General features: G+C 33.5%; 26 protein-coding genes. 7 read left to right on the plus strand and 19 right to left on the minus strand.

The features are described 5' to 3' along the window. Positions 1-108: 108 nt before the first annotated feature. Positions 109-465: a histidine triad nucleotide-binding protein gene (locus HUE88_RS07970; protein ID WP_194368193.1), complete on the plus strand. Its 357-nt coding sequence runs from the start codon at positions 109-111 to the stop codon at positions 463-465. Between the two features lie 4 nt (positions 466-469). Continuing rightward, positions 470-1657: a transglycosylase SLT domain-containing protein gene (locus HUE88_RS07975; RefSeq protein WP_194368194.1), complete on the plus strand. Its 1188-nt coding sequence runs from the start codon at positions 470-472 to the stop codon at positions 1655-1657. 222 nt (positions 1658-1879) lie between these two features. On the opposite strand, the gene HUE88_RS07980 is transcribed toward HUE88_RS07975, so the two are convergent. From HUE88_RS07980 to HUE88_RS08035, 12 genes are all read right to left on the minus strand, one after another. Further along, the gene (locus HUE88_RS07980; RefSeq protein WP_194368195.1) at positions 1880-2344 is read right to left on the minus strand and encodes an OsmC family protein; all 465 of its coding nucleotides are present in this window, start codon (positions 2342-2344) and stop codon (positions 1880-1882) included. A 6-nt stretch (positions 2345-2350) separates the two neighbouring features. Beyond that, positions 2351-3730: an argininosuccinate lyase gene (gene argH / locus HUE88_RS07985; RefSeq protein ID WP_194368196.1), complete on the minus strand. Its 1380-nt coding sequence runs from the start codon at positions 3728-3730 to the stop codon at positions 2351-2353. A 174-nt stretch (positions 3731-3904) separates the two neighbouring features. Beyond that, positions 3905-4246, minus strand: a complete 342-nt coding sequence (locus HUE88_RS07990; RefSeq protein WP_194368197.1) for a cytochrome c family protein — start codon at positions 4244-4246, stop codon at positions 3905-3907. Between the two features lie 97 nt (positions 4247-4343). After that, on the minus strand, positions 4344-6158 hold the full coding sequence (locus tag HUE88_RS07995; protein ID WP_194368198.1) for a menaquinone biosynthesis decarboxylase: 1815 nt from the start codon (positions 6156-6158) through the stop codon (positions 4344-4346). Between the two features lie 39 nt (positions 6159-6197). Beyond that, the gene (gene hemC / locus HUE88_RS08000; protein ID WP_194368199.1) at positions 6198-7157 is read right to left on the minus strand and encodes a hydroxymethylbilane synthase; all 960 of its coding nucleotides are present in this window, start codon (positions 7155-7157) and stop codon (positions 6198-6200) included. After that, a complete protein-coding gene (locus tag HUE88_RS08005; RefSeq protein ID WP_229860039.1) occupies positions 7158-7979 on the minus strand; it encodes a DsbA family protein in 822 nt (273 codons plus the stop codon). Next, positions 7942-8370: an FxsA family protein gene (locus tag HUE88_RS08010; protein ID WP_194368201.1), complete on the minus strand. Its 429-nt coding sequence runs from the start codon at positions 8368-8370 to the stop codon at positions 7942-7944. The genes HUE88_RS08005 and HUE88_RS08010 overlap by 38 nt, the downstream gene beginning before the upstream one ends. Before the next feature lies 1 nt (position 8371). Beyond that, positions 8372-9676 (minus strand): proline--tRNA ligase, encoded by a 1305-nt coding sequence (gene proS / locus HUE88_RS08015; RefSeq protein WP_194368202.1) that lies wholly within the window; start codon positions 9674-9676, stop codon positions 8372-8374. After that, positions 9663-10967 (minus strand): glutamyl-tRNA reductase, encoded by a 1305-nt coding sequence (gene hemA / locus HUE88_RS08020; protein WP_194368203.1) that lies wholly within the window; start codon positions 10965-10967, stop codon positions 9663-9665. Before hemA ends, proS begins: the two co-directional genes overlap by 14 nt. Beyond that, on the minus strand, positions 10967-11854 hold the full coding sequence (locus HUE88_RS08025) for a polyprenyl synthetase family protein (RefSeq protein ID WP_194368204.1): 888 nt from the start codon (positions 11852-11854) through the stop codon (positions 10967-10969). The genes hemA and HUE88_RS08025 overlap by 1 nt, the downstream gene beginning before the upstream one ends. Positions 11855-11863: 9 nt before the next feature. Next, entirely contained in the window at positions 11864-12280 is a 417-nt protein-coding gene (locus HUE88_RS08030; protein WP_194368205.1) for a hypothetical protein, read from the minus strand. Beyond that, entirely contained in the window at positions 12281-12568 is a 288-nt protein-coding gene (locus HUE88_RS08035) for a DUF2018 family protein (RefSeq protein ID WP_194368206.1), read from the minus strand. Positions 12569-12669: 101 nt separating this feature from the next. Between HUE88_RS08035 and HUE88_RS08040 the strand changes: the two genes are divergently transcribed. Next, positions 12670-13812: an NAD(P)/FAD-dependent oxidoreductase gene (locus HUE88_RS08040; protein ID WP_194368207.1), complete on the plus strand. Its 1143-nt coding sequence runs from the start codon at positions 12670-12672 to the stop codon at positions 13810-13812. Here the strand turns inward: HUE88_RS08040 and argB are convergent, their stop codons facing one another. The 4 genes from argB to HUE88_RS08060 are packed head-to-tail and all read right to left on the minus strand — an operon-like array spanning position 13813 to position 17522. Then, positions 13813-14664: an acetylglutamate kinase gene (gene argB, locus HUE88_RS08045; RefSeq protein ID WP_194368208.1), complete on the minus strand. Its 852-nt coding sequence runs from the start codon at positions 14662-14664 to the stop codon at positions 13813-13815. After that, the gene (locus tag HUE88_RS08050) at positions 14648-15571 is read right to left on the minus strand and encodes a tetraacyldisaccharide 4'-kinase (RefSeq protein ID WP_194368209.1); all 924 of its coding nucleotides are present in this window, start codon (positions 15569-15571) and stop codon (positions 14648-14650) included. Before HUE88_RS08050 ends, argB begins: the two co-directional genes overlap by 17 nt. Before the next feature lie 11 nt (positions 15572-15582). After that, positions 15583-16704: a DegT/DnrJ/EryC1/StrS family aminotransferase gene (locus HUE88_RS08055; RefSeq protein WP_194368210.1), complete on the minus strand. Its 1122-nt coding sequence runs from the start codon at positions 16702-16704 to the stop codon at positions 15583-15585. An 11-nt stretch (positions 16705-16715) separates the two neighbouring features. Continuing rightward, positions 16716-17522, minus strand: a complete 807-nt coding sequence (locus HUE88_RS08060) for an NAD+ synthase (protein ID WP_194368211.1) — start codon at positions 17520-17522, stop codon at positions 16716-16718. Between the two features lie 117 nt (positions 17523-17639). Here HUE88_RS08060 and HUE88_RS08065 point away from each other — a divergent pair, with 117 nt between their 5' ends. After that, a complete protein-coding gene (locus HUE88_RS08065; RefSeq protein ID WP_194368212.1) occupies positions 17640-18233 on the plus strand; it encodes an MBL fold metallo-hydrolase in 594 nt (197 codons plus the stop codon). Then, positions 18233-18829 carry a class I SAM-dependent DNA methyltransferase gene (locus tag HUE88_RS08070; protein WP_194368213.1) on the plus strand — a complete coding sequence of 199 codons (597 nt, stop codon included), beginning with the start codon at positions 18233-18235 and terminating at the stop codon, positions 18827-18829. The genes HUE88_RS08065 and HUE88_RS08070 overlap by 1 nt, the downstream gene beginning before the upstream one ends. 34 nt (positions 18830-18863) lie before the next feature. Here HUE88_RS08070 and HUE88_RS08075 read toward each other — a convergent pair whose 3' ends face one another. Beyond that, positions 18864-19355 (minus strand): PaaI family thioesterase, encoded by a 492-nt coding sequence (locus tag HUE88_RS08075; RefSeq protein ID WP_229860041.1) that lies wholly within the window; start codon positions 19353-19355, stop codon positions 18864-18866. Continuing rightward, positions 19352-20242 carry a tRNA 5-methoxyuridine(34)/uridine 5-oxyacetic acid(34) synthase CmoB gene (gene cmoB, locus HUE88_RS08080; RefSeq protein ID WP_194368214.1) on the minus strand — a complete coding sequence of 297 codons (891 nt, stop codon included), beginning with the start codon at positions 20240-20242 and terminating at the stop codon, positions 19352-19354. Before cmoB ends, HUE88_RS08075 begins: the two co-directional genes overlap by 4 nt. A 117-nt stretch (positions 20243-20359) precedes the next feature. Between cmoB and HUE88_RS08085 the strand changes: the two genes are divergently transcribed. Next, on the plus strand, positions 20360-21253 hold the full coding sequence (locus HUE88_RS08085; protein ID WP_194368215.1) for a cation diffusion facilitator family transporter: 894 nt from the start codon (positions 20360-20362) through the stop codon (positions 21251-21253). Positions 21254-21318: 65 nt separating this feature from the next. Further along, positions 21319-21675 (plus strand): hypothetical protein, encoded by a 357-nt coding sequence (locus tag HUE88_RS08090; RefSeq protein WP_194368216.1) that lies wholly within the window; start codon positions 21319-21321, stop codon positions 21673-21675. Between the two features lie 24 nt (positions 21676-21699). Here HUE88_RS08090 and rny read toward each other — a convergent pair whose 3' ends face one another. Continuing rightward, a complete protein-coding gene (gene rny, locus HUE88_RS08095) occupies positions 21700-23268 on the minus strand; it encodes a ribonuclease Y (RefSeq protein WP_194368217.1) in 1569 nt (522 codons plus the stop codon).

Raw genomic sequence — 23268 nt, forward strand, 5'->3', positions numbered from 1 at the left:
TGGTGGTTAACACCACATAAATTTTAAAAAAGATTATAGTCAAATATAATTTATATATAGCTTCATTTATCAATTTATATGTTACAATAAATAAAAAAAGGAAGTGAAATGTGTCTATTTTGTAAAATAATAAGTAAAGAAATACCATCAAATATTATTGCGGAGAATGATGAATTTTTAGCGTTTCATGATATTAATCCAAAAGCTCCTGTACATATTTTAGCAATACCAAAACTACATGTAGATAGTTTTAATGATACCTCTCCTGAGATGATGGCAAAGATGACATCGTTTATTCATGAAGTAGCAAAAGAAGTTAATATTGAAAATAGCGGCTACAGAGTTATAACAAATATTGGTGACGATGGCGGGCAAGAGGTCAAGCATCTTCATTTTCATATACTTGGCGGGGCAAAACTAAAGTGGGGTCACTTAAGTGATGTTGATCCAAAAGGTCTAATTTAAGCTTATGATTAAAAAAATAATCATTAGCTTATCATTAGCGACAGTTATTTTTGCTCAAACCGCCAGTGAGTTTCAAAAACAGCAGATGCAAAATTTTACAAATGAAAAAACTGAGTTTAATGATTACAAAAAAAATCTTGAACTAGAGTTTGAGCGCTATCAAGAAGAACACCTAAAAGAATATAATAATTATAAAAAAGAACTGAGCAACTACTGGGAAAACCCTGAAATGTCGACCAAAAAGAGTTGGATTGCATACACCAAAGATAAAAAAACCAGAACGAATGTAAACTTTGAAGAAGAGATAATTGTTGTACAAACTATAGCAAACTCCCAAAAAGAAGCTAATGAGAACCTTCAAATAGCATTGGCAAAAGTAATCACTGTAGACACTAAGACTGTTCAGGAAAATGACCCTCTTGAGGTTAGACTCTCAAAAATAAGAACACCATCTTCTATTGTAATTAGCGAAGTAAAATCTGAACCTATTTTATCAACTGTTATATTTAACAAAACTCCAACAAAAGAAGATGTAGCAAGTTATGTTAAAAAGACTATAGAGAGTAGTAAAGTAAAGTCGGTTAAATCAAATAAAATCAAACACTCAAAAGTTTACACTCTAAAGGTTAAAATGCCTAAAGATGCAATGATTAAAAGGTCAAAACTTTACTATACTGAGGTAAAAAAACAAGCTAAAGTACAGGAACTCCCTGTACCTTTGGTTTTTGCTATTATGCACTCTGAAAGCAGTTTTAATCCAAGAGCAAGATCACATATACCCGCGTATGGCTTAATGCAGATTGTTCCAAAGTCTGCAGGAATTGACACGTATCAATACCTTTATAAAAAGAAAAAGCTTGTATCTGGCACTTATTTATATAATAGCAAAAACAATATAACAATGGGAAGTGGATACTTACATATACTCTATTACAAATATTTAAAAGATATAAAAAATAATGACAGCCGCCTCTACTGCACAATAGCTGCATATAATACCGGAGCCGGTAACATTGCATGGGCATTCACTAAAACTCATAACATGAATAAAGCAGCCCCACTAATCAATGCTTTGACACCGGAGCAGGTATATAATAAGCTCATTAAAGATTTAAGATATGATGAGCCAAAAGAGTATTTAAAGAAAGTTTCAAAAAGAATGAGTGCTTATCATAAAATATATGGACTATAAAAAATACTTATATAATCATCGAGACTAAAAAAAGCCTCTGTAATTTTCTCCCCACTCTCTTTTCTTGCTTAATAAATATGTCAACTCATAAGCCATAATCAATAAAGCTCCACTAGCTAATAATACTGTTGCTATCTCCAACATGATAGACTCCTTATATATTTTTTATATAATAGAGTATAAAATCATAAAGTGCGAATAATATGTCAATTTGTCATATTATTATGATGGGCAAGCTTCTATTTCACCCATGTCTATCTTTACTCCACCACCGGAAATCATCTTTTCATTTTCACGAATCAACTTTGAATTGTGAGTAATAGAGTATGAAATACGGACTGAGTCTCTAATAGTATTGATTGTTGAGCAATATGTCTCCAGCGAAGCCATAACCCATCTAGCAGCCATAGTATCATCTGCATCAGAGTCAAAACTAAAATTTAAAAATAGTTCATTAAATTTTTTTGGAAAATCTGCATTTCTAACAACATCACTTTCAATTACTAAATTTGAAACAGTTTTATTTTGATTTTTAGGAAGCGAGACGATATCAGTAGCGCTACATGTAATAATCCCTGCTAAAAAATACTCTAGCGGGGAAATGTCAGGTACATTAATTGTAAAACTGCTGTTTACGGTTTTAGCTTCAAACTTCATATCTTCTTTATGTGTTACAGTTACTTTCATTATATTTTACCCTTGTAAAAAAGTTTCAAAATATGAGAGCTGTTCTTTAGTTCTTACAGTTGATGTGCCGCCAGCTGAAGTTCTAGCATTCATTGAGTTTTTCAGTATTAAAAACTCAAGCACATCTTCGCTTATTCTCGAGTCAATCTCATGAAGATATTTAAATTCAATGTCACTCAAATCTATTTTCAACTCTTCACTTTTTGCGACAGCTTTTCCTGTAATAAAGTGTGCTTCACGGAAAGGAATATCACATTTCTCAACCAAATAATCAGCTAAATCTGTAGCTGCCAAGTGACCTACAGAACACGCACTTTTCATATTATGAGCTTTTACTTCCATTGTCTTAATAGCTTCTTTTAGAATCTCCAATGATATTTGAGCAGTCTCTACAGAGTCAAAAACACCCTCTTTATCCTCTTGAGTATCCTTGTTGTAAGCTAAAGGTAAACCTTTCATCACAGTCAAAAGACCCATTAAAGAACCATAAACACGACCTGTTTTACCTCTAAGGAGTTCTGGAACATCAGGATTTTTCTTTTGTGGCATTATTGATGAACCTGTTGAATATTCATCGCTTAACTCTACAAAACCAAACTCATAACTAGACCACATTACTAACTCTTCACTTAGACGAGAAATATGCATCATCATAGTAGAGATATTAAACAAAATCTCTAATGCAAAATCTCTGTCACTAACTGTATCTAAGCAATTTATACTTACGCTGTCAAACCCTAAAAGCTTTGCTGTCATGTCTCTGTCAATTTTATGAGGAGTACCGGCTAGTGCTGCACAACCAAGAGGAGAAACATTATTTCTTTTGTATGAATCTTCAAATCTCTCTATATCTCGTTTAAACATAGAGAGGTAAGCACACAAATGAAAAGCAAAGTTTGTTGGCTGTGCATGTTGCAGATGAGTCATACCTGGTATCAATGTCTCAGTGTGTTTATGGGCTACAACTAAAACTTCACTCATTAAAAGTTTTAAACCTTCTACAATTTCTAGATTTCTCTTTAAAACATAGCGACGAAAATCAACTGCAACCTGATCATTTCTGCTTCTTGCAGTATGAAGTTTCTTTCCAGCATCACCAATAAGAGCAGTTAATCTTTTTTCAATTCCCATATGCAAATCTTCATCGTGAATATTCCATTCAAAGACATCTGACTCTATCTCTACAATAATTTGGTTCAATCCATCCGTTATTTTAGTAAGTTCTTCAGTAGTTAAAATATTTTGTTTTGTAAGCATTTGGGCATGAGCCAATGAGCCTTCAATATCTTCTATATATAGTTTTCTATCAAACATTATTGACGCATTAAATTTATCTAAAAGAGATGAAGCACCTGTCGAAAAACGACCTGACCACATTTTATCCATAATAATTTCCTTAAATTAATTTCATATTTGTTTTGGCAAAATGTACATAACCATAGTGCCTTGTAGTTATTTAAAAGTTTGGTATTTTAGCGAAATTAATTTATTTTACAAAGGCATAGAAGTAGAAAGGTAGATAGGGAGTGGTTCTATCTAAAATATATATCGTAGTGTTGATTAATCACATGCAGGTACATTACCACTGTCTTTTGCATATTCAACTAAAAAATGTTGTAAATGTTTAACTTTTTTCTTATATTTTTTATCATTAAAATATTTTACAGAGTGTTTGGCTTTTGTGTTTTCGCTTTGCAGATGAATTTCTGCCAACTTTTCACCTTTATTTGCCATCAACTTTTTCCATTCTCTTTTTTTCTTAGTAGCAATAAACGCCTGTCCACCCTTGTGGCACTTCACGCATTTTTTCACAAACTCTCTTTGACCTTTATATACAGCCGCACTAGAAGTAAGCGACGTAAAAACAAATATAGACAGTAAAAGGACAGAAAACTTGCTCATATATAAACCTCAAAATTTAATAATAGTCAATATTACATTAGTATTTATTATATTAACCTTATACACAACACAAATAAGTATTATTTGATATTAGTAGTTATAATTGAAACTTTTCATACGTTTTGTCATCTAAATCCCAGACACCCTTTTGCTTTAATAACTCCACAACACTTGGTGTACAATCAACATCATCTGGCCATTCTCTGCTGAATCCATCTAACATATTTTTATTAGTTCCATCTACCCCAACCATTAGTCCAGATATAAATATATCTCTAAGGGCATCAATATTATTTGAAACTCTCCAGATTAGCATGTAAGCATTAAATATGTCATTCTTTTTCTCATCAACAAAAACAACAATTCTAATATTTGTGCTCAAGCCTACAAGAGCGTTAAAATACTCTTTAGCATTTTTTGTTTTATTTACAGATATAACTGTAATAGGATTTTTTGTTCTTCTCATAAATTGGTGAAGATTCACAGCATCTGGAATCACCTCTTTAACTCTTTTTAGTAACTCTTCATCACCCAAAAGTTGTGGGGCTTCCACTCTATTAGCAGCTGTTGAATCAATGCCTAGTTTTCCACCAACAAGCGTTTCAGGTGAAGAGTGATCAAGTGCATCTAAAATTCCTTCAGATATAAAAAGTGATTTTGGGGTAAACCTGTCTAGGATATATGAAGTTAGCGCTCCATAATTATCTAGCTTTGGAGCATTTTCATCCAAAAAGATTGCATGCTTAACAAAGCTCATCTGACCTGCACCCCAAAAAGCGTGCATAAACTGTTTTGCATGACCCTTATACTGTGGTTGCATTTTTGCCAAAATCAGATTATGAAAACCTGCATTTTCAGGCATATGATAATCAACTAATGCAGGTACGGTAGTCTTTAAAAGCGGGAAAAAAATCTTGCCAGTAGCCCAACCCATATATTTATCTTCTAAAGGTGGCTTACCAACTACTGTTGCCAAAAATACCTTATCTTTTTTAGTTGTAATTGCATAGACTTCCATGACAGGATAAGGCTCTTCTAGCGTATAGTAACCAGTATGGTCACCAAACGGACCCTCTACTTTAAGCTCTTGCGTATCTACCCAACCTTCAATCACATAATCAACATCAGCAGGTATATAAAGAGGTGTTGTTATAGATTTAACAAGCTTTGCTGGAGTTTTAGTAATCAGACCATACATAAGCAACTCATTAACACCATATGGAAGAGGAGCTGTCGCACACCAAGTGTATAGTGGATCGCCACCAATAGCTATACTAACAGGCATCTTTTTGCCAGCTTTTTGATACTGATCAAAAAAGTGTGAAGAGTCTTTGTGAATTTGCCAATGCATTCCTAAATGATTTTTATCATAAACCTGAAGTCTATACATTCCAAGATTTACCATATCACCATCTAAACTTTGCGTATATACTTGCCCCATAGTAATAAAAGGGCCACCGTCTTGTTCCCAAGTAGTTAATACAGGCAATTTATAAAGGTCTATATCATCTTCGAGATACTTAACTTTCTGACAAGCACCCTCACCTTTTAAACGTTTTGGAAAAATATTTTTTAGTGAAAAAAGCTCACTTGCCATTGAGACTTTGTCCATAAAACTAGATGGTGGTTTCATATGGAGAAGTTTAGTTATCTCATCAGCTACAGACTCAATAGTTCTGCCAAAAAGTAGCTCACAGCGTCTATAAGAGCCAAATACATTCATAAATACCGGCTCATCAAATTTTACACCGCTTTTTTTATCTACAACATTTGTAAAAAGAAGGGCTTTACCGCCATCCTTTTTCTTTACCTCTGCATAGGCAATATGAGGAATCTCTAAATATATATCTAGCTCTAAATCAATAATTTTTAGTTCATCGTTTTTTTTTAAAAGTTCTATCGTTTTTTTCATAATTTTTCTTTATTTTTATTTATTTTATTCAGTAATTGTTTATAATCTTTGTGGCATTTCATCTTTAAATGCTGTTTCTTCTGCTTTTTTCAATAGTTCTAGTGCGCCATTATCTATCATTTTTTTTGCCATCTCAAAACCCAGATTTTTGGATTCATCTACATGTAACACTACTTTTTCATTCATAATATTTGTTCCATTAGGAAAACCAAGCATAACTCTAAAAGTTATTTCGTCTTTGTTTTTTACCGCGTTACATGCAACAGGTGCTGAACACCCTGCTCCAATTTTACTAATAAAATCTCTCTCTATTTTTGTACAGATAAGAGTGTCTTCATCGTTTAGACTCATAGCTATCTCACGAATTTTATCATCTCCACAGACTATCTCAATTCCAAGTGCTGCTTGCCCCATCGGAGGTATCATCATATCAAGTGAGAGTTTTTGCGTGTATGGAATATCTTTAAGCAAATCTAGTCTATTAAGTCCTATCCAAGCCAATATAATCGCATCATATTGAGCTTCACCTAGTTTTCTAAGTCTTGTATTTACATTACCTCTTAAATCTTTTACTTTTAAGTCTGGTCGTTGTTTCAAAAGTTGCATTCTTCTTCTCAGGCTTGTCGTTCCAACTACTGCACCTTGGGGCAACTTCTCAAGAGATTCATACTTGTGTGATAAAAAGACATCACTTTGGTCTTGTCTTTGAGTAACAGCTACCAATTCTAGACCTTTTGGTATATATGTCGGAACATCTTTTAGACTATGTACTGCTATGTCTGCGTTGCCTGCTAGCATCTCATCTTCAAGCTCTTTTGTAAAATGACCTTTTCCGCCAATCAAAGCTAGCGGCTTGTCTAAAACTTTATCCCCATTACTCACAATTTTATTTAACTCAACTGTTATATCAGGATAAGATGCTTCTATTCTATCTTTAATATGATACGCCTGCCAAAGTGCTAAATCAGAGACTCTTGTTGCTATTGTTAATTTTTTCATCTATTTAGCTTCTTTATATTTATTTTTAGTTCTATCCATATCGCCATCAAAAAATATTGTTGGTGTTCCTCTGACCATTACAAGGTCGGCCACTTTTAAATCATGTTCTATATGCTGTGAAACTTTTTTTGAGAGCAAATCTGACTTATTTATGTTTGAATTCATTGTTTTATTGAATTTTTCCAATATTACATCAACTGATTTTTCTCTTGGATCAACTTCTACTTTGTAAAGGCTAAGAAGCACATTTTTTTCACCTTTAAGTTCAAGAGCTACAGCTGCTTTAACCAGCTCTACAGCTGCCGGATGAAGTGACGGAAGTGGAAAATGGTAATAATATATTGCAAACTTTTTTGGATATTTTTTCATATAGTTAATTGCCTCTGGTACATAACTCCTACAAAATGGGCATAACGGATCTGAAAAAATAACTACCTTATGCTTAGCATTGCTATCGCCATAAATCAAGTTCTCTTTGCTGTAATATTCATCTTTAAATGGCAATGAAACCAAGTCACCGACATTGCTACTACTTTCAATATCATACAACTCTTTTGTTATCACATTGCCATCAGAAAACCAAACCATTTTTTGAGTAACTTTTCGTTTATCTTTTTTAACTACTGCATCCAACTCAACAAAATATGCCGTCCACTCTTCTCTTTGTTTTACGATAACCTCATTTATGACTCTAACGTTTACCGACTCTAAGCTTGGATTATTGCTAAAATTATTTTTTAAAAAATCCTCAACTTTTTCACTTGCAGAACCTGCTTCTAATATACTACTTAATAGAACTGTTATCGCTAATAATTTCAACATCGATGACATTTGTATCCTTTTTTATATTTTTAGTTTCAAAATTTGTTTTACACTTTCCTGATTTTACATTATAACGATTAACCGCCATAGTAGTAAAAGCACTAAATTGTAATAATACACCAAGTATATCTGTTAAAAACCCTGGTATTATTAGTAAAATACCGCCAAGTATTGTAAAAAGATTTAATCTTTGAAATTGTTCTAAGTCTATACAGCTGTAAGAGACTGCTGTCATATTTTCAGCTAATGTTTTTCTAAAATTTATTAAAATAGATATACCAAAAAAAGCACTTAATATTATTTCAAAAAATGTCGCCAAACCGCCAATAGCAGATGAAATATTTACAGAGATTAGTACTTCTAAAAATAGATATATTACAAAATATATCATGTTATATTAATCCCATAATATGCTTATAAATATCACCCGTATTAATTGAAGTTTTCTCTTGCGTTTTTCTATTGTAGACTTGAACATGTCCATTGTCCAACTCTTTTCCAATAATTACAGTATATGGGAAACCAATAAGTTCTGCATCTTTCATTTTGAAGCCAAATCTCTCTTTTCTGTCATCAAGCATAACTTCAACATTTTCACCTAAAAGTTTCAAGTATAACTCTTCTCCAAGCGTATTTTGTGCTTCATCCTTAATATTAGAAATCATAATATTTACTATATATGGAGCTGTCTCTTTTGTCCAGATACAACCGTTTTCATCATGATTTTGCTCTATAACCGCAGCAACCAGTCTACTTACCCCTATACCAAATGTTGCCATCTCAAAAGGTTTTGGTTTTCCATTTTCATCACTAAAGTTTGCTTCTAAAGCACTTGAGTATTTATCTCCAAGTTGGAAAATGTGTCCAACTTCAATACCTTTTTTAAAGTTAAGTTCTCCACCGCAAACACATTTATCACTTAGTTCTTGTGTTTGTAACTCTTCATACGATTTCTCATTTAAAGCATCAATCTCTTCTTCATTTGTAAAGATAGTCTCTATGTTTGCGCCGTAATCACAACTTTTACAAACAACTATAGTATCTTCACCACTATCAGCTAAAACATGGAACTCTTTACTTCCAGTTCCTCCAATAGCTCCGCTATCAGCCTCTACTACTCTAAAATCAAGTCCAAGTCTTGTAAAAATCTTTTTATAAGTCACTTCCATCAAGTTAAATTCTCTAATCATATCTTCTTGTGATGCGTGAAAAGAGTATCCATCTTTCATTAAAAACTCACGACCACGTAAAAGTCCATATCTAGGTCTTGCTTCATCACGAAATTTAGTATTAATTTGGTATAAGTTGATAGGTAAGTCTTTATAGCTAGTTACTCTATTTTTAACTAACTCTACCATAGCTTCTTCATTTGTAGGGCTTAGTACAAAATCATTTTGGTGTCTATCAGAAATGCGAAGCATCTCTTTTCCCATAGTATCAGCACGACCGCTTCTCTCCCATAAACTAATAGGCGTTACAAAACTAAGTTGTACTTCATTGCAACCGGCGTTATCCAACTCCTCTTTTACAATATTTCTAATCTTTTCTAATACAATCTTTCCTAATGGCATAAAGTTATAAAGTCCAGCACCTTGCTGGTTTATAAAACCGCCTCGCACCAAAAACTGGTGTGATGGCAAAGTTGCATCAGAAGGAGCTTCTTTTGTTGTTGGTATAAACGCTCTACTTCTTCTCATTTATCTTTCCTTTAACAAAAAATTGACAGGCATGACCATGTGGGGCTTCACAAGTATGCTTTTTCATACTAGATAGCATTGCACCAGCCATTGTATCTGACTTTGACTCGTCAGAATTATTTCTCATCTTATATGTCATATCATGCAAAAATCTTTTTATTACCTGTTCCCCCATTTTACGAACTTGATCAGAATACTCTTTTGGAATATAGCCACTATTTATAACTCTGTCACTCTCCGCATTAGCAGCTTCAAAAGCTTTACTATATATCTCTTTTATAATTGGTTCAACATCAAGAGTATCTAGTAATTCAAAGAATTCAACAGTACTTCTTCCAACAATCCCATGGGCCATTCTTGCGCTATCTTCTCTAGCACTCATATTTTCATCAACAATATTTTTTAAATCGTCTATAACATATAAATTAATTCGTTCATCTTTATGGCAACTAATATCACGAGGCAATGCCATATCAAACCAATATCTATCAAAATCGCAAGGTTTTATTATCTCATCTGTAATAATAGCTTTAGGTGCTGATGTTGCAGTAAATAAAATTTCAAACTCGTTTACTGCAGTTGGCAATTCACTATAGTCTAAAACTTTAGTGCCATTAGCCTCTGCAAAACCATCTGCGTGTTCTTTAGTTCTATTCATAACATATACATCTGCACCACTTGAGAGCAAATGCTTGGCAGTTATTTCCGACATCTCTCCTACACCAATTATTAGTGCTTTTTTGCCATCTATATCTTTCAAAACAGACTTTAGCAGTGATACTGCAACACTTGCTATGGAGACAGGCTTAGAAGAAATATCTGTTACATTTCTAACTTTTGCTGCACACTTAAAAGCATGATGAACTGCACGTGCCAGTTTTTTACCACCAAAATTATGATCCCCTGCGTATCTAAATGCATCTTTTATTTGACCTGCGATCTGCGTCTCACCAACTACAATAGAGTCAAGAGAAGATGCAACTGCAAATAGATGATGTATAGCGCTACTGTCATCAAATACATCGGCACGCCCCTCAAGCTCATCTACACTTATTTCTGAGTGTTCACTTAGCATTGCGAAGACATGTTCTGTAGCTGATCTCACATCATTGCAGCTAGCAAACACTTCCATCCTATTACATGTAGATATAAGCATAACTTCATTTATAGCTTCATGATTATGTAGCTTTGTTAAGCATGCATTTAAATGATATTGATCAGAGTAAGATAACTTTTCTCTAATCTCCATAGTTGAATTTTTATGTGAAAAACTTATATTTAAATAGTGCATCAGTAACTTCTTTTTATCATAGTTTGTAGTATTGAGACCAATTCGGAGTCATCTTTCATGGCATTCATAGCTTCATTTGAAAGTTTTGCAGCCAATTCAAATGATTTTTCTATTGTTTTATGCTCACTCATCTTCATTTTAATCCAAGTGGTATCTTCCTCGTTCAGAGGTTGTGCATGAAGAGATATTAACCGTTTTTTATCCCCAGCATCTAAGAGTTTATACAAGTATATGTACGGAAGTGTGCATTTACCTTCGACATAATCATTCATCGCAGGTTTTCCTATGGTTGCCGCATCTGCTGTAATATCTAAAATATCATCAATAATTTGAAAAGAGAGTCCAAGGTTTCTCCCATAAAGTGCATGAGAAGAAGCATCTTTTCCAACTAGAATAGCACTGGCTTCAGATGCAGCCTCTATTAAGGTAGCAGTCTTGAGATATAACATGTCAAGATATGTCTCTTCATCAGAATTGAACTCATCTGCCATCTTAACATCCATCATCTCACCCTTAGAAAGAGCGGTTACTGAAGATGCTATTACCCTAGCAACATCTTTGTCAAATGAAACCAATTCAGTAAAAGCTTTCGAGTATAGAATATCACCTAGCATAACAGCTGTTTTACTACCGTCTGTAGCATTAACAGAAGGGATTCCACGTCTAAGGTTAGATTCATCAATGACATCATCATGCAGTAGGCTGGCAGCATGAATAAGTTCTACAATAGCAGCTAAAAGAGGAGCTTGAGGAGAACTGCTTGCAATCTTTAAAATCAACTTTGCCCGAAGTCTTTTTCCGCCAGATAACATCTCAAAAAGACGAGTAACTTCATCATAATCTATCTCTTTAATCAATCTTGCTATTTCGTCTTCTACTCTATGCATTATCTCTCTTTAATTGTTTTTTAAATACTTCAACTCAATATTTCCGGTACCATCAGACAGAAGAAGCTCCAGATTTGCTTCTCCTGTCTCATGATTAAACTCTTTAAACCTAACCAACACATAGGGTTCAGTGTAAAAATTGGACCCGCTAGGCTTTAAAATAACTCTAAAACTTTTATTTCTGTTTCTTAAGTAAAGTACGTTTTGAGCCACTATTGTGTCGTATGACCTTAAAATAACAAGACCACCATTTTTGTAAAGTGTCCATCTGAATTCAAAAAGCTTTTCTTTATCGTCGTATTTTACAAGAATTTTCTTTTGCTCATCCTTTTTCAAGGATATTTCTTTAATTTCTTTAAACTCATTAGCAAAAATGACACTAAAGCTAAACAGTAAAAGAGTGAAAACTTTTAAAAGTTGCTTCAATTATTCACTTTTTGAAACTATTTCACCCATAAGTTCAATACATAAACTTTTCATTTTACTTTCTACTTCATCACGATTTGTAACCATTAGCATTTTAACTTTATCATCAAAGTCATCACCAAAATGCTCATTTAGTACCAATTCCATGGCAGCTCTTTTTTTAATAAAATTTGCTAAATCAAATCTAACAACATCGTTATTAGCCGTAAATACGATATCCATAAGTTTACTCTCTGGAGAACCTAAAAATACATCATCTTCATCTTCAAATAGTGCACTATATTTCATATATAATTCCTTAAATTTTAAATATTACAGCGATTATATCATCACAATAATAATAGTTGCTTAACCCCTCTTATTAAGTCTTATTTTTATACAATACAAAAATGAAAACATATGACTATATAATAATTGGAGCTGGCAGTGCAGGATGTAATATGGCTCATTCTCTGCAACGAAATGGAAAAAAAGTAGCTGTAATTGATAGATACGGAATTGCCCAAGGTGCAAGTGGTGCTGCAGGTGCTTTCCTATCCCCTCTTCCTGGAAAAAAAAACCAATACAATTCATTTATAAACCAAGCACTTGATTTTTCTATAAACTTTTATGAAAAACTAATTCCTAATGAGATTGATAAAAAAGGTGTCCTAAGAGTTGAAAACGATAATTTTGACAAACAAAAGCTTGAAGAAAATGCTTTGTCATATAAGCATATACTGAGCAAAGAACTTCATGAAATATCAAATAATTTTAGAGATATAGATGGATATTTTTATGAAAATGCTGCTATCGTTAATCCTCTAACAGTATGTACAAAACTATTAGAAAATTGTGATTTTTATAAGAAAAATGTTAAAGAATTAACAAAAGAAGATGATTATTATATATTTGATGATATTAAAGCAAATAATATTATTTTAGCCCAAGGTGGAAGCACTTCTTTGGTTAAAACTCCTTACATGTACATAACTCATGTATTTGGTCTCAAGATAGATGTTAAAACTACAACAAAGATTCCTTTTAACATACATAAATCAATCTCTGTCTCAACAAACAAAAGCGATGGAACTGTTGCTATTGGTGCAACTCAGATAAGACACTTTGCTACAAATGAGATAGAGTGTTACACAACTTGCGATAAGTGCGGACTCTATGTTGATATTGAAGATGAGCAAATAGAGTCTCTTCTAACTCAAGCTAATGAGCTGATAAAACTAGAAGACCTAGAAGTAGTAAAAAGCTTTAAAGGGGCACGTGCCACTATAAAAAGCTACTTTCCAGTAATTGGTAAAGCAGTTGATTTTAGTGGGTCATTAGAAAAACATCCATCCATAAAAAATGGAACTAAAATACCAGCTGAGTCTTTGGAGTATCATGATAATGTTTATATAATAAATGCGCTTGGTTCAAGAGGTTTTGTACTAGGTCCTTATTTGGCAGAGGTATTAACTGAAAATATTTTGAACAATAAAGAGATACCAAAAGAGGTATCTACTTTAAAGCTTTTTTATAAAACAGCAAGAAAATAATTATTTAACTATTTGCGTCCCAACACCCTCTGAAGTAAAGAGTTCTAGCAATAGTGAGTGTTCTATTCTTCCATCAATAATGTGAGCTTTTTGAACTCCACCCTCGATAGCTTCAAGACAAGCATCAACTTTTGGAACCATACCGCCGTGGATAGTTCCATCAGCTTTAAGAGCTTCAACTTCATCTTTTGTGAGTGTGTTCAACAACTCTTTATCATTATTTAGAACACCTGCTGTATCTGTTAAAAATATTATTTTATTTGCACCGATTGCTTTGGCTACGTATGATGCACAAAGGTCTGCATTTATGTTAAATCCAGGATGTCCCATCTCATCGCCGGCTGCAATAGGCGCAATTACTGGAATAAATTTTTCTGCAATTAAATTAGAAATAACGTCAGCCTTAACATCTGTGATATTTCCGGTAAGTCCCCATTTAGTAAAATCTTTTGCTTTTGCAGTAATAAAATGAGCATCTTTACCGCTAATACCTATAGCTTTGGCTCCATGAGAATTCAATAGTGAAACAATCTCTTTATTTATCTCTCCGCTTAGTACCATCTCTACAATTCTCATAACCTCTTTTGAAGTCACCCTTTGTCCATCTATAAATTTTGATTCAATACATAAGGCATCAAGCATCTCATTAATCTGTCTTCCTCCACCATGTATTACAACCGGCTTTATTCCAACTAAATACATAAGTAAAATATCTTGAGCAAATTTCTCTTTTAATTGAGGTGATTCTTGCGCTGAACCGCCATATTTAATAACAACAATCTCTTTATTAAACTTTTTAATAAACGGCAGGGCCTCAAGCAGTGTTTTTACAGTTTCAATTTTTTTTTGCACTATTGTTCCTTCTATAATTATCTATAATCTTAAATATTTTTTCATCAACTTCTACATGTAAGTCCAATAACGAAAGTGGCAGATTAAACGACTCTAATTTTACAAAGTCTTTATATGTCACTAAAACCGATTGCGAAGCATCTTTTTTAAGTATCTCCTCTATCTCACTTTTTACAAATGAGTGGTGATCTTCAAAGTAGTTTCTACTAACTACATGTGGCAGATAATCTTCTAAACGTGTTGGTCTTGCTATGGCTGTTACTAATGACATTTTATCATATTTATTTACAAGCTTTACCTGGCGTTTAAAGTCAATTCCTTCTCTTACTACAACACTCTGTTTTGAAGCCCAAAGTCTCTCTCGAAATGGACCTGATGGCAAACAAAAATTATTGCTACAATTTACTTCTATGAGTAAGTCCAATTTTTTTATTTCATGCTTTGAGTAAGCATCATCTAAAAATATAATCTTACATCCAAGTTCTTTTGCTTTATGTATCCCTACTTTTCTGTCTTCACTTACTATAACTACTGCATGTGGGACTTTGTGAGCATATATCATAGCTTCATCACCACTTGTTTTGACATCGTGTAATATTTTATCTCCATCACTTATAACAAACAGCCCACTACTATCTCGTCCGTATCCGCGAAGGACAATTGCCACATTTTTGTATCTGTTTGCAAGTGAAGTAACTAGCGGTGTTTTTCCACTTCCACCTACACTAAGGTTTCCAATGCTTACGATATCTACACCAAAATCTTCCGCAACTTTGCTTTTAAATCTTAAAAACATCACTAAACAGTAAATCCAACTTAGAGGTAGTAGCAAAAGTGAGAGAAGCTTTTGAGCAAGATTTGGGCTGTAAAAATATTTTTCAACCCAAAAGACTATGATTTTTTTCAATATTTATCTTTTTAAACTCTTGTTGAAGCAACTAACTTGATTTTCTCTATTACAAATTTAACATCTTTATCTGTCATACTTGGATAAATAGGCAACGACATAATTTGCTGATAACTAGTAAGTGCTGTAGGGAAATTATTTATCTTTAAAGAATACTTATTTTTATAGTACGTTAAAAAATGAAGCGGAATATAGTGGAGTCCAACCTCAATACCTTGTTTTTTAAGTTCTAATGCAAATGAGTCTCTGTTCTTATCTATTTTTATAATATAAAGAGAGTATGGATGTTCATCACTAATTGCTTTAGGTATAGATATATGTTCAACTTTTTCAAGAGCATCACTGTACGTGTTGGCAATCTCTTTCACTCTTTTGAGATTATTATCTTGCTCTTTTATCTGTGCTCTAATATACGCCGCATCTAACTGACTCATTGAATAATCAAATCCAATGTCTGTAACATCATAGATATATTCCAAAGAGTCTTCATCTCGAACCATAGCATGTGAACTTAAAAGTTTAGCTCTCTTTATAATTTCCGCAGAGTTACAGACAAGCATACCGCCATTGCAAACATCTTTTTTAAGGTGAGAAGAGAAGTTGAAACAAGTAATATCTGCACCAGTTGAGCCTATTTTATTACCATTGTATGTTGCACCTAAAGCTTCACTTGCATCTTCTACAATTTTTACATCATAAATTTTAGCCATTTTATAAAGTCTATCTAAATCTACACATTGTCCAGCAACATGAGTAACAATAACAGCCTTTAGTTTTTTAGATTTATTATCTTGCAAATAAACTTCAAGTTTGTCAAGATTAATATTGTATGTTTGAGCATCTATATCTATAAAAGTAGGTTCTGCATCAAAATGACGAACCACTTCAGGAACACTAGGGTGAGTATTTACAGAACATACTATTTTATCACCACGCTTAAGGTCTAAAGCCAACATTGCTAAGTGAAGCGCAGAGGTACCATGCGAAGTCGCTAATGCATAGTCTGCTCCTATATAAGATATAAAATCATTCTCTAACTCATCAACCTGATCTAAATCTTCACCATCTAAAACATCACTCACATTTGAGTGTGCGTCTCTACTGCTTTCATACTTACAAAATGGAATTTTCATATTCTAATCCTTTATAGTGTTATATCTCTTGGATAGTTGAAATCGTGGTTCATAGTTCTTGATGTCAACTTTGCAATAATTGGCATTTTTCTCTTAAAATGGTTACGAAATATTCTCTTTATAATCATATCAAGCATATCTTTGTCAAAACCCTGATTTACTATCTCTTCTTTACTTAGCCTATCTTCCACATATAGCTTCATAACTTCATCTAGTTGGGCATATGTGTACCCTAAATCATCTTCGTCACTTTGACCATCCCACAAATCTGCAGAGGGAGCTTTTTTAATAATACTTTTTGCAACCCCGAGATACTCTGCCAACTCATACACTTCACTTTTATACAGATCTCCAATTGGATTTACGGCACTTGAGAGATCACCGTAGAGTGTTCCATAACCCAGCATCAGCTCACTTTTATTGCTTGTTCCTAGCACTAAAGCGTTTTCTCTAGCTGAAATATCAAAAAGTGTAGTCATTCTAAGTCGCGAAGACACATTACCTTTTCTTAGGCTATCCATATCCGGATTTAACTCTTCATAAGCTTTTAACATAGGCTCTATCGAAGCGGTTATGGCTTTAATACCAAAATCGCGACAAAGCTCATCCGCATCTTCGAGTGAGCTTTGAGAAGAGTATTGAGATGGCATTTTCACACAAAGAAGATCATCTTTAAATACTCTCTGAGCAAGTACCGCCACAACCGCGGAATCAAGCCCTCCACTTAGTCCGAGAACTACTCTATTTAGTCCAGTTTTGCGAACTTCATTATCTAAAAAATGCTGCAGATAAATTGTTATCTGCTCATACTTTTTCATCAGTAACCTTTAATAAACTTTAACAAAAAATATTATATCAAAGTTTGGTAACAACACACCAATTTTATAATTGGCAATTAATCTATTTTTGATACAATTATCTAAAAAAGAGAGATTATGACTGTTAAAGTTCAACCAATGGGAGAGTACCAAACTAATTGCTACATCGCTACAGTAGATGGAAAAGATTTTATTATAGACCCGGGCATAGGTGCGACTGAGTGGGTTTGTGAAAATGTCACAAACCCCGTTGCCATACTAAATACTCACGGACACTTTGACCATGTTTGGAGCAACGACGAGCTTCAAAAGAAATTAAATATTCCTCTTTATACTCCAAAAGGTGATGTTATGCTTCTCTCTGGAAGTACTTGGAGACCAGACCTACCTCCGTCAAAACCAGATGTAGAAGTAGAACCAAACCAAGAGTTTGATTTTAATGGTGTAAATGTAAAATTTCGTCACTTTCCCGGACACTGTCCCGGCTGTTCAACCATAGAGATAGGTGATGCTATGTTTAGCGGTGATTTTATATTTGAGCGCTCTATTGGAAGAACAGATTTTCCATACTCATCACCTGATGATATGAGAGCTTCACTAGAGAGGTTTAAAAAATTGGACTACGACAAAACAATATATCCAGGTCATGGAAATACAACAACAATAAAACAAGAGCAGCAGTATGCAGACTACTGGATAGGAAATTTATAATGAAAGATCATTTTAAAGATAAAGCAGAAATTTGGGATGCAGGAGAGATGCAAGTCAAAGGTGCAAAGAAAATAGCTGATGCAATAACTAAAGAGATTAAACTCACAAACAACATGGAGCTTTTAGATTTTGGCGTTGGTACCGGACTTTTAGGCTTTGATATTGCAAAAAATGTAAAAAAAGTTTACGGTGTTGACACATCTCCAAAGATGATAGAAAAACTTCAAGAAAAAAACACTTCAAGTCTTTATATAGAAACATACACTCAGGATATTGTGCTAGATCCACTTGATAGAACTTTTGATGGAGTTATCAGCTCAATGACTCTTCATCATGTAGAAAATTTAAAGCTTTTTTTTGAAACAATATACAAAAATATCAATAGTGGCGGATTTATTGCTATAGCCGATTTAGAAACAGAGGATGGAACTTTTCACTCTGACAACACTGGTGTGTTTCACTTTGGATTTGATAAAGTAGGTCTAGTGAATATTGCTAAAGATGCGGGTTTTTTTAATATAAAATTTGAAAATATAAACACAATAAATAAGCCAGACAGAGATTTTGGTGTATTTTTATTAACTGCCCAGAGATAAATCTTTACATGTAGAATGTTCTACATGTATAAAACTATCCTTCGTTTTCTTCATCAATAAGCTTCAGCTTTAAAACATGTCTCTCTGTTACAACTGTTTTAAATTCACCCTCAAAAACTTTTATATCCAGTACATATCCGGTAACATGCACATTTCTCTTTCTACCCTCTTTGTGACGAACTTTTGCCTTGAAATAAACAATATCACCAAACTTAACAGGAGATAAAAATTGACACTCACAAGCTACCAACACGACATTCTTTTCATTTACAGCGACCATAGCGGCAAAGTCAGCTGCACTGAAAATAAACCCGCCATGAATCAATCCCAAATCGTCAGCAACCATTTCAGGTATAGTAACTAATTTAGACTCAACATACCCGTTATCAAGTTTTTCTATTGTCCCATTCAAATCAATATTTACTATTTCGTGAGTCTTTAGAATTACTTTATTTTCTTCTTTGTACTCATTAATATCGAGTTCACTATCTTCATCTACATTATTTGCTTCTTGCATCTCATTCATCTCTTATCCTTAATAAGTTTAACATACACCCGTGCTGGTGCCGGATACCCCTCAACTGTCTTAGAGTTATCTTTTTCATCTAAAAAATCTTCTAGCGATTGACCATCAATCCAAGGAGTTTTTCTCTGCTCATTTGCATCGGTTTTTGATGTCTCCAAAACTTCAAAACCAATGAAGCCGGCTCTTATACACCAGTTCTTCAAAGCTTTAATAGTTGGAACAAAATAGATATTTGGTATCTTTGAATATGATGACTCAGGACATAGACACATCTCATCATCGCCCTCTATATAAAAAGTGTCTAAAATAACCTCACCTTGCTTATCTAGCCCTTTATAAAGTGATTTTAACATTGCGACAGGGTCACTTCTGTGATAAAGCACGCCTAAACAAAATATTGTGTCAAACTTCTCTTCATAAAATTCTAAATGCTCAACGCCCAAAAGTTCATAGACTATTTCACTTTTTACAAAATGGTTTATAAAATCAAACTGCGTTTTATACAATGGAGATGGATCAAAACCTACTAACAGTTTTGGTTTATCTTCTTGCATTCTAAACATATAATACCCATTGTTGCATCCTATATCGGCAACTCTCTTATCTTTTAAACTAAAATGTCTTCGTAGGAGATTATATTTTATATTACTTTTCCACTCAGAATCTATATAGGTATCAAAAAGTTCAAATGGGCCCTTTCTCCAAGGCATCATAAGTTTTGCAACTTCTTCGATGTTATTTGGAGCTTTACCACTAATTTTAACTTCATCTCCGAGCTTTACATCCCAACTACCATCTTCTAAACTGCTTAATGCTTCACGAAGAGGAGCAATGTTCTTCCAACTCATCCATTTTTCTCGCTGCATTCTCAACTCTTGTAAATCCATAATATTACATCTCTACCTTATTTTAAAATATTTTTTTTAATATATTTAAATTCATTTTAATCACTATAATATATTTATTTTATTATAATTGTACCCTAAAACTAATAGGACGGCTAAATGAGATTAGAAAAAAAAGCTACGGTAATTTCAACATCAGTAGCAGCAGTGCTCGTACTTATGAAAATGACAGTTGGTATATTAAGCGGTTCAATTGCTGTTTTAGCATCTGCAATAGACTCTTTACTAGATTTAACAGTTTCACTTTTTAATTATTTTGCTCTACATAATTCAGAGAAAAATCCAGATGACAACTTTAACTTTGGACGAAGTAAAATTGAACCTCTTGCTGCAGTAATTGAAGGTACTGTTATATCTTTATCAGCACTTTTTATACTTTATGAAGCGCTTGTAAAAATAGCATATCCAAGAGAAATGAACTTTATGAGTGAAAGTATCTGGGTTATGACTGCTTCTATAATTATTACGGCTGTATTGGTTGTATTTTTAAATTATGTTGCCAAAAAAACAAAAAATATGGTAATAAAAGCAGATGCTCTACACTACAAAACAGATTTATTTTCTAACGGTGCAGTACTTGTTGCACTAGCTCTTATTTCGATGACAGGGGAGATGCTGATAGATCCAATACTTGGTATAGGTATTGCCATCTATATGATTTACTCAGCTTTTCCTATTATAAAAGAGGGTGTGTTAATGCTTCTCGACGCTGCATTGCCTGAAGAAGATATACAAAAAATAATAAAGATTTTAGAGAGTGAAGTAGCTACAACAGACTATCACTACCTACAAACAAGAGAATCTGGTTCACATATATATATATCCGTACATGTAGTCTTTAATGTTAGTATTTCTCTTTATGATGCACATGTAGTCTCAGACAAGCTGGAGCTTAGAATAAAAGAACTTTTTGAAGACAAAAATGTTCATATTATTGTTCACATGGATCCTTATGATGATTCAGAAATCAATGATGTTGAAGATGTGTATTAGATAGATTAAGTATCTTATCAGAGATACAAAGATATAATTTTAATTAATTTAAAAATGGACTTTATATGAAAAAAATTATTTTATTTTCAGTTATGCTAACTATCTCCAGTTCTGCTTATGCAAAAGAGATGCACTATTTTGGTGGGCAAAAAGAGTATCTTCAGCAATGCAGGGTCTGTCACGGAGGCAGTAGTGTTTTTGTAGTAAATTATACAATGAAACAGTGGGAAGACTTTATGGTAAACGATGGTAAAGATATTGGATTAAGACATATAAACAGCAATCAATACAAAAGTATCCAAGCAGAGAAAAAACTTAAACCATATTTTGAAACTGAAAGATATCAAAAAAGACTTCCATATATGAATGTTTTCTTGAAGCGTTTCGCTAAAGACAGCACAAACAGTCCTCTTAAAAAGTAGTCTTTACGACTACTTTACATAGAACTATCTTGCGAACACAACAGCTCTACTCTCTCTAATAACATTAACTTTAATTTCACCTGGATATTGAACTCTTGCCTCTATCTCTTTAGCTATCTCATTTGCAAGCAAAATAGACTCATCATCGTTCACAAGCGAAGCGTTAACTAATACTCTCACTTCTCTTCCGGCATTTATAGCATAAGCTTGGCTTACGCCTATGTGCTCCGAAGCTATTTCCTCTATTTCTGTAACTCTTTTTAGGAAACTCTCTAATACTTCTCGTCTGGCCCCTGGTCTTGCAGCTGATAGTGCATCTGCCGCACAAACTGCTCCACACTCTATAGAATTTATCTCTTCATGACCATGATGAGCATAAATAGCGTTAATAACTACAGTATGCTCATTGTAGCGGTTACAAATATTTGCCCCCAAATCAACATGATTACCATCATGATCATGAGTCAAAGCTTTACCTATATCATGAAGTAGTCCTGCTCTTTTTGCCAGCCTTGAATCTCCACCCATTTCAGCAGCCATTATTCCAGCTAAATGAGCAACTTCAAGAGTGTGTGCCAATGCATTTTGTCCATAACTTGCACGATAACGCAATTTTCCAATTAGTTTTACAAGCTCTGGATGCATAGCACCTATATCCATATCTGCAAGAAGATTTTCACCCTCGGCTAATATAGAAGCTTCAAATTCATCACAAACTTTTGTGTAGATTTCTTCAATACGTGCCGGCTGAATACGACCATCTTCTATAAGAAGTTCTATTGTCTTAGTAGCAATTGCTCTACGGTAGAGATTAAAACTACTAACAAGTATAGCATTTGGAGTATCATCAATAATTATATCAACACCCAAAAGTGTCTCTAGGGCTTTTATGTTTCTACCCTCTTTACCGATTATACGACCCTTCAATTCATCATTATCAAGGTGAATTAAATTAGTAAGTCTCTCCGAAGCAAATTCTCCTGCAAATCTACTTGTTGCTTGCGCTAAAATATAATTTGCTTTCTTTTTAGCCTCTTTTTTTGCTTCATTTTCATAACGCCTAACAATATGTGCTATCTCTGCACGAGATTTTTCTTCTACTTTTTCAAGTAAAACAGCTCTTGCTTCATCTTCTGTCATTCCTGCACAATGTTCTATATTGTGGAGTGCTTCATCAATCTTTTTTTCATATCTCATTTTTAGTGAGTTTAGAGATTTTTCATTTCTTTGTAAATCAACTTTTCTAGCTTTTAAAGTAGCACTATCTTCATAAAGTTTTTTTTCTTCACTTTGCTTGTACCTTTTAAAGCTGTCTTCTTTTCGTATTACATCATCTTCTCTTTGATGAAGGTCTTCCTTAGCCCTTGCTTTTGCACTTTCATACTTTTTATTTGCTTCTAACTCAATCTCTTGAGCTTTTATGTTAGATTTGCTTAAAAGTATATGTGCTTCATTCTCAATAGCACTTGCTTTTGCCTTGGCTTTATCGACATAAATATCAAAATTAGCGTTAGTTATTTTTCTAGAAATCAAAAAACCTGCAAGCCCACTAAAGGTTGCTATTGAGCTACCTATTAGTATTTCGCTTAACAT

This window comes from Candidatus Sulfurimonas baltica, from assembly GCF_015265455.1.
Classification (GTDB): Bacteria; Campylobacterota; Campylobacteria; order Campylobacterales; family Sulfurimonadaceae; genus Sulfurimonas; species Sulfurimonas baltica.

Excerpts from the sequence above, each read along its gene's own strand:
- HUE88_RS07975 (WP_194368194.1), top strand. The coding sequence starts at position 470 with ATGATTAAAAAAATAATCATTAGCTTATCATTAGCGACAGTTATTTTT.
- HUE88_RS08025 (WP_194368204.1), bottom strand. The coding sequence starts at position 11,854 with ATGCATAGAGTAGAAGACGAAATAGCAAGATTGATTAAAGAGATAGAT.
- HUE88_RS07970 (WP_194368193.1), top strand. The coding sequence starts at position 109 with ATGTGTCTATTTTGTAAAATAATAAGTAAAGAAATACCATCAAATATT.
- HUE88_RS07995 (WP_194368198.1), bottom strand. The coding sequence starts at position 6,158 with ATGAAAAAAACGATAGAACTTTTAAAAAAAAACGATGAACTAAAAATT.
- hemA (WP_194368203.1), bottom strand. The coding sequence starts at position 10,967 with ATGCACTATTTAAATATAAGTTTTTCACATAAAAATTCAACTATGGAG.
- HUE88_RS08055 (WP_194368210.1), bottom strand. The coding sequence starts at position 16,704 with ATGAAAATTCCATTTTGTAAGTATGAAAGCAGTAGAGACGCACACTCA.
- HUE88_RS08090 (WP_194368216.1), top strand. The coding sequence starts at position 21,319 with ATGAAAAAAATTATTTTATTTTCAGTTATGCTAACTATCTCCAGTTCT.
- cmoB (WP_194368214.1), bottom strand. The coding sequence starts at position 20,242 with ATGGATTTACAAGAGTTGAGAATGCAGCGAGAAAAATGGATGAGTTGG.
- HUE88_RS08060 (WP_194368211.1), bottom strand. The coding sequence starts at position 17,522 with ATGAAAAAGTATGAGCAGATAACAATTTATCTGCAGCATTTTTTAGAT.
- HUE88_RS08040 (WP_194368207.1), top strand. The coding sequence starts at position 12,670 with ATGAAAACATATGACTATATAATAATTGGAGCTGGCAGTGCAGGATGT.
- HUE88_RS07980 (WP_194368195.1), bottom strand. The coding sequence starts at position 2,344 with ATGAAAGTAACTGTAACACATAAAGAAGATATGAAGTTTGAAGCTAAA.
- HUE88_RS08065 (WP_194368212.1), top strand. The coding sequence starts at position 17,640 with ATGACTGTTAAAGTTCAACCAATGGGAGAGTACCAAACTAATTGCTAC.
- proS (WP_194368202.1), bottom strand. The coding sequence starts at position 9,676 with ATGAGAAGAAGTAGAGCGTTTATACCAACAACAAAAGAAGCTCCTTCT.
- HUE88_RS08085 (WP_194368215.1), top strand. The coding sequence starts at position 20,360 with ATGAGATTAGAAAAAAAAGCTACGGTAATTTCAACATCAGTAGCAGCA.
- HUE88_RS08035 (WP_194368206.1), bottom strand. The coding sequence starts at position 12,568 with ATGAAATATAGTGCACTATTTGAAGATGAAGATGATGTATTTTTAGGT.
- argH (WP_194368196.1), bottom strand. The coding sequence starts at position 3,730 with ATGGATAAAATGTGGTCAGGTCGTTTTTCGACAGGTGCTTCATCTCTT.
- HUE88_RS07990 (WP_194368197.1), bottom strand. The coding sequence starts at position 4,246 with ATGAGCAAGTTTTCTGTCCTTTTACTGTCTATATTTGTTTTTACGTCG.
- HUE88_RS08010 (WP_194368201.1), bottom strand. The coding sequence starts at position 8,370 with ATGATATATTTTGTAATATATCTATTTTTAGAAGTACTAATCTCTGTA.
- HUE88_RS08075 (WP_229860041.1), bottom strand. The coding sequence starts at position 19,355 with ATGAATGAGATGCAAGAAGCAAATAATGTAGATGAAGATAGTGAACTC.
- HUE88_RS08070 (WP_194368213.1), top strand. The coding sequence starts at position 18,233 with ATGAAAGATCATTTTAAAGATAAAGCAGAAATTTGGGATGCAGGAGAG.
- rny (WP_194368217.1), bottom strand. The coding sequence starts at position 23,268 with ATGTTAAGCGAAATACTAATAGGTAGCTCAATAGCAACCTTTAGTGGG.
- hemC (WP_194368199.1), bottom strand. The coding sequence starts at position 7,157 with ATGAAAAAATTAACAATAGCAACAAGAGTCTCTGATTTAGCACTTTGG.
- HUE88_RS08005 (WP_229860039.1), bottom strand. The coding sequence starts at position 7,979 with ATGTTGAAATTATTAGCGATAACAGTTCTATTAAGTAGTATATTAGAA.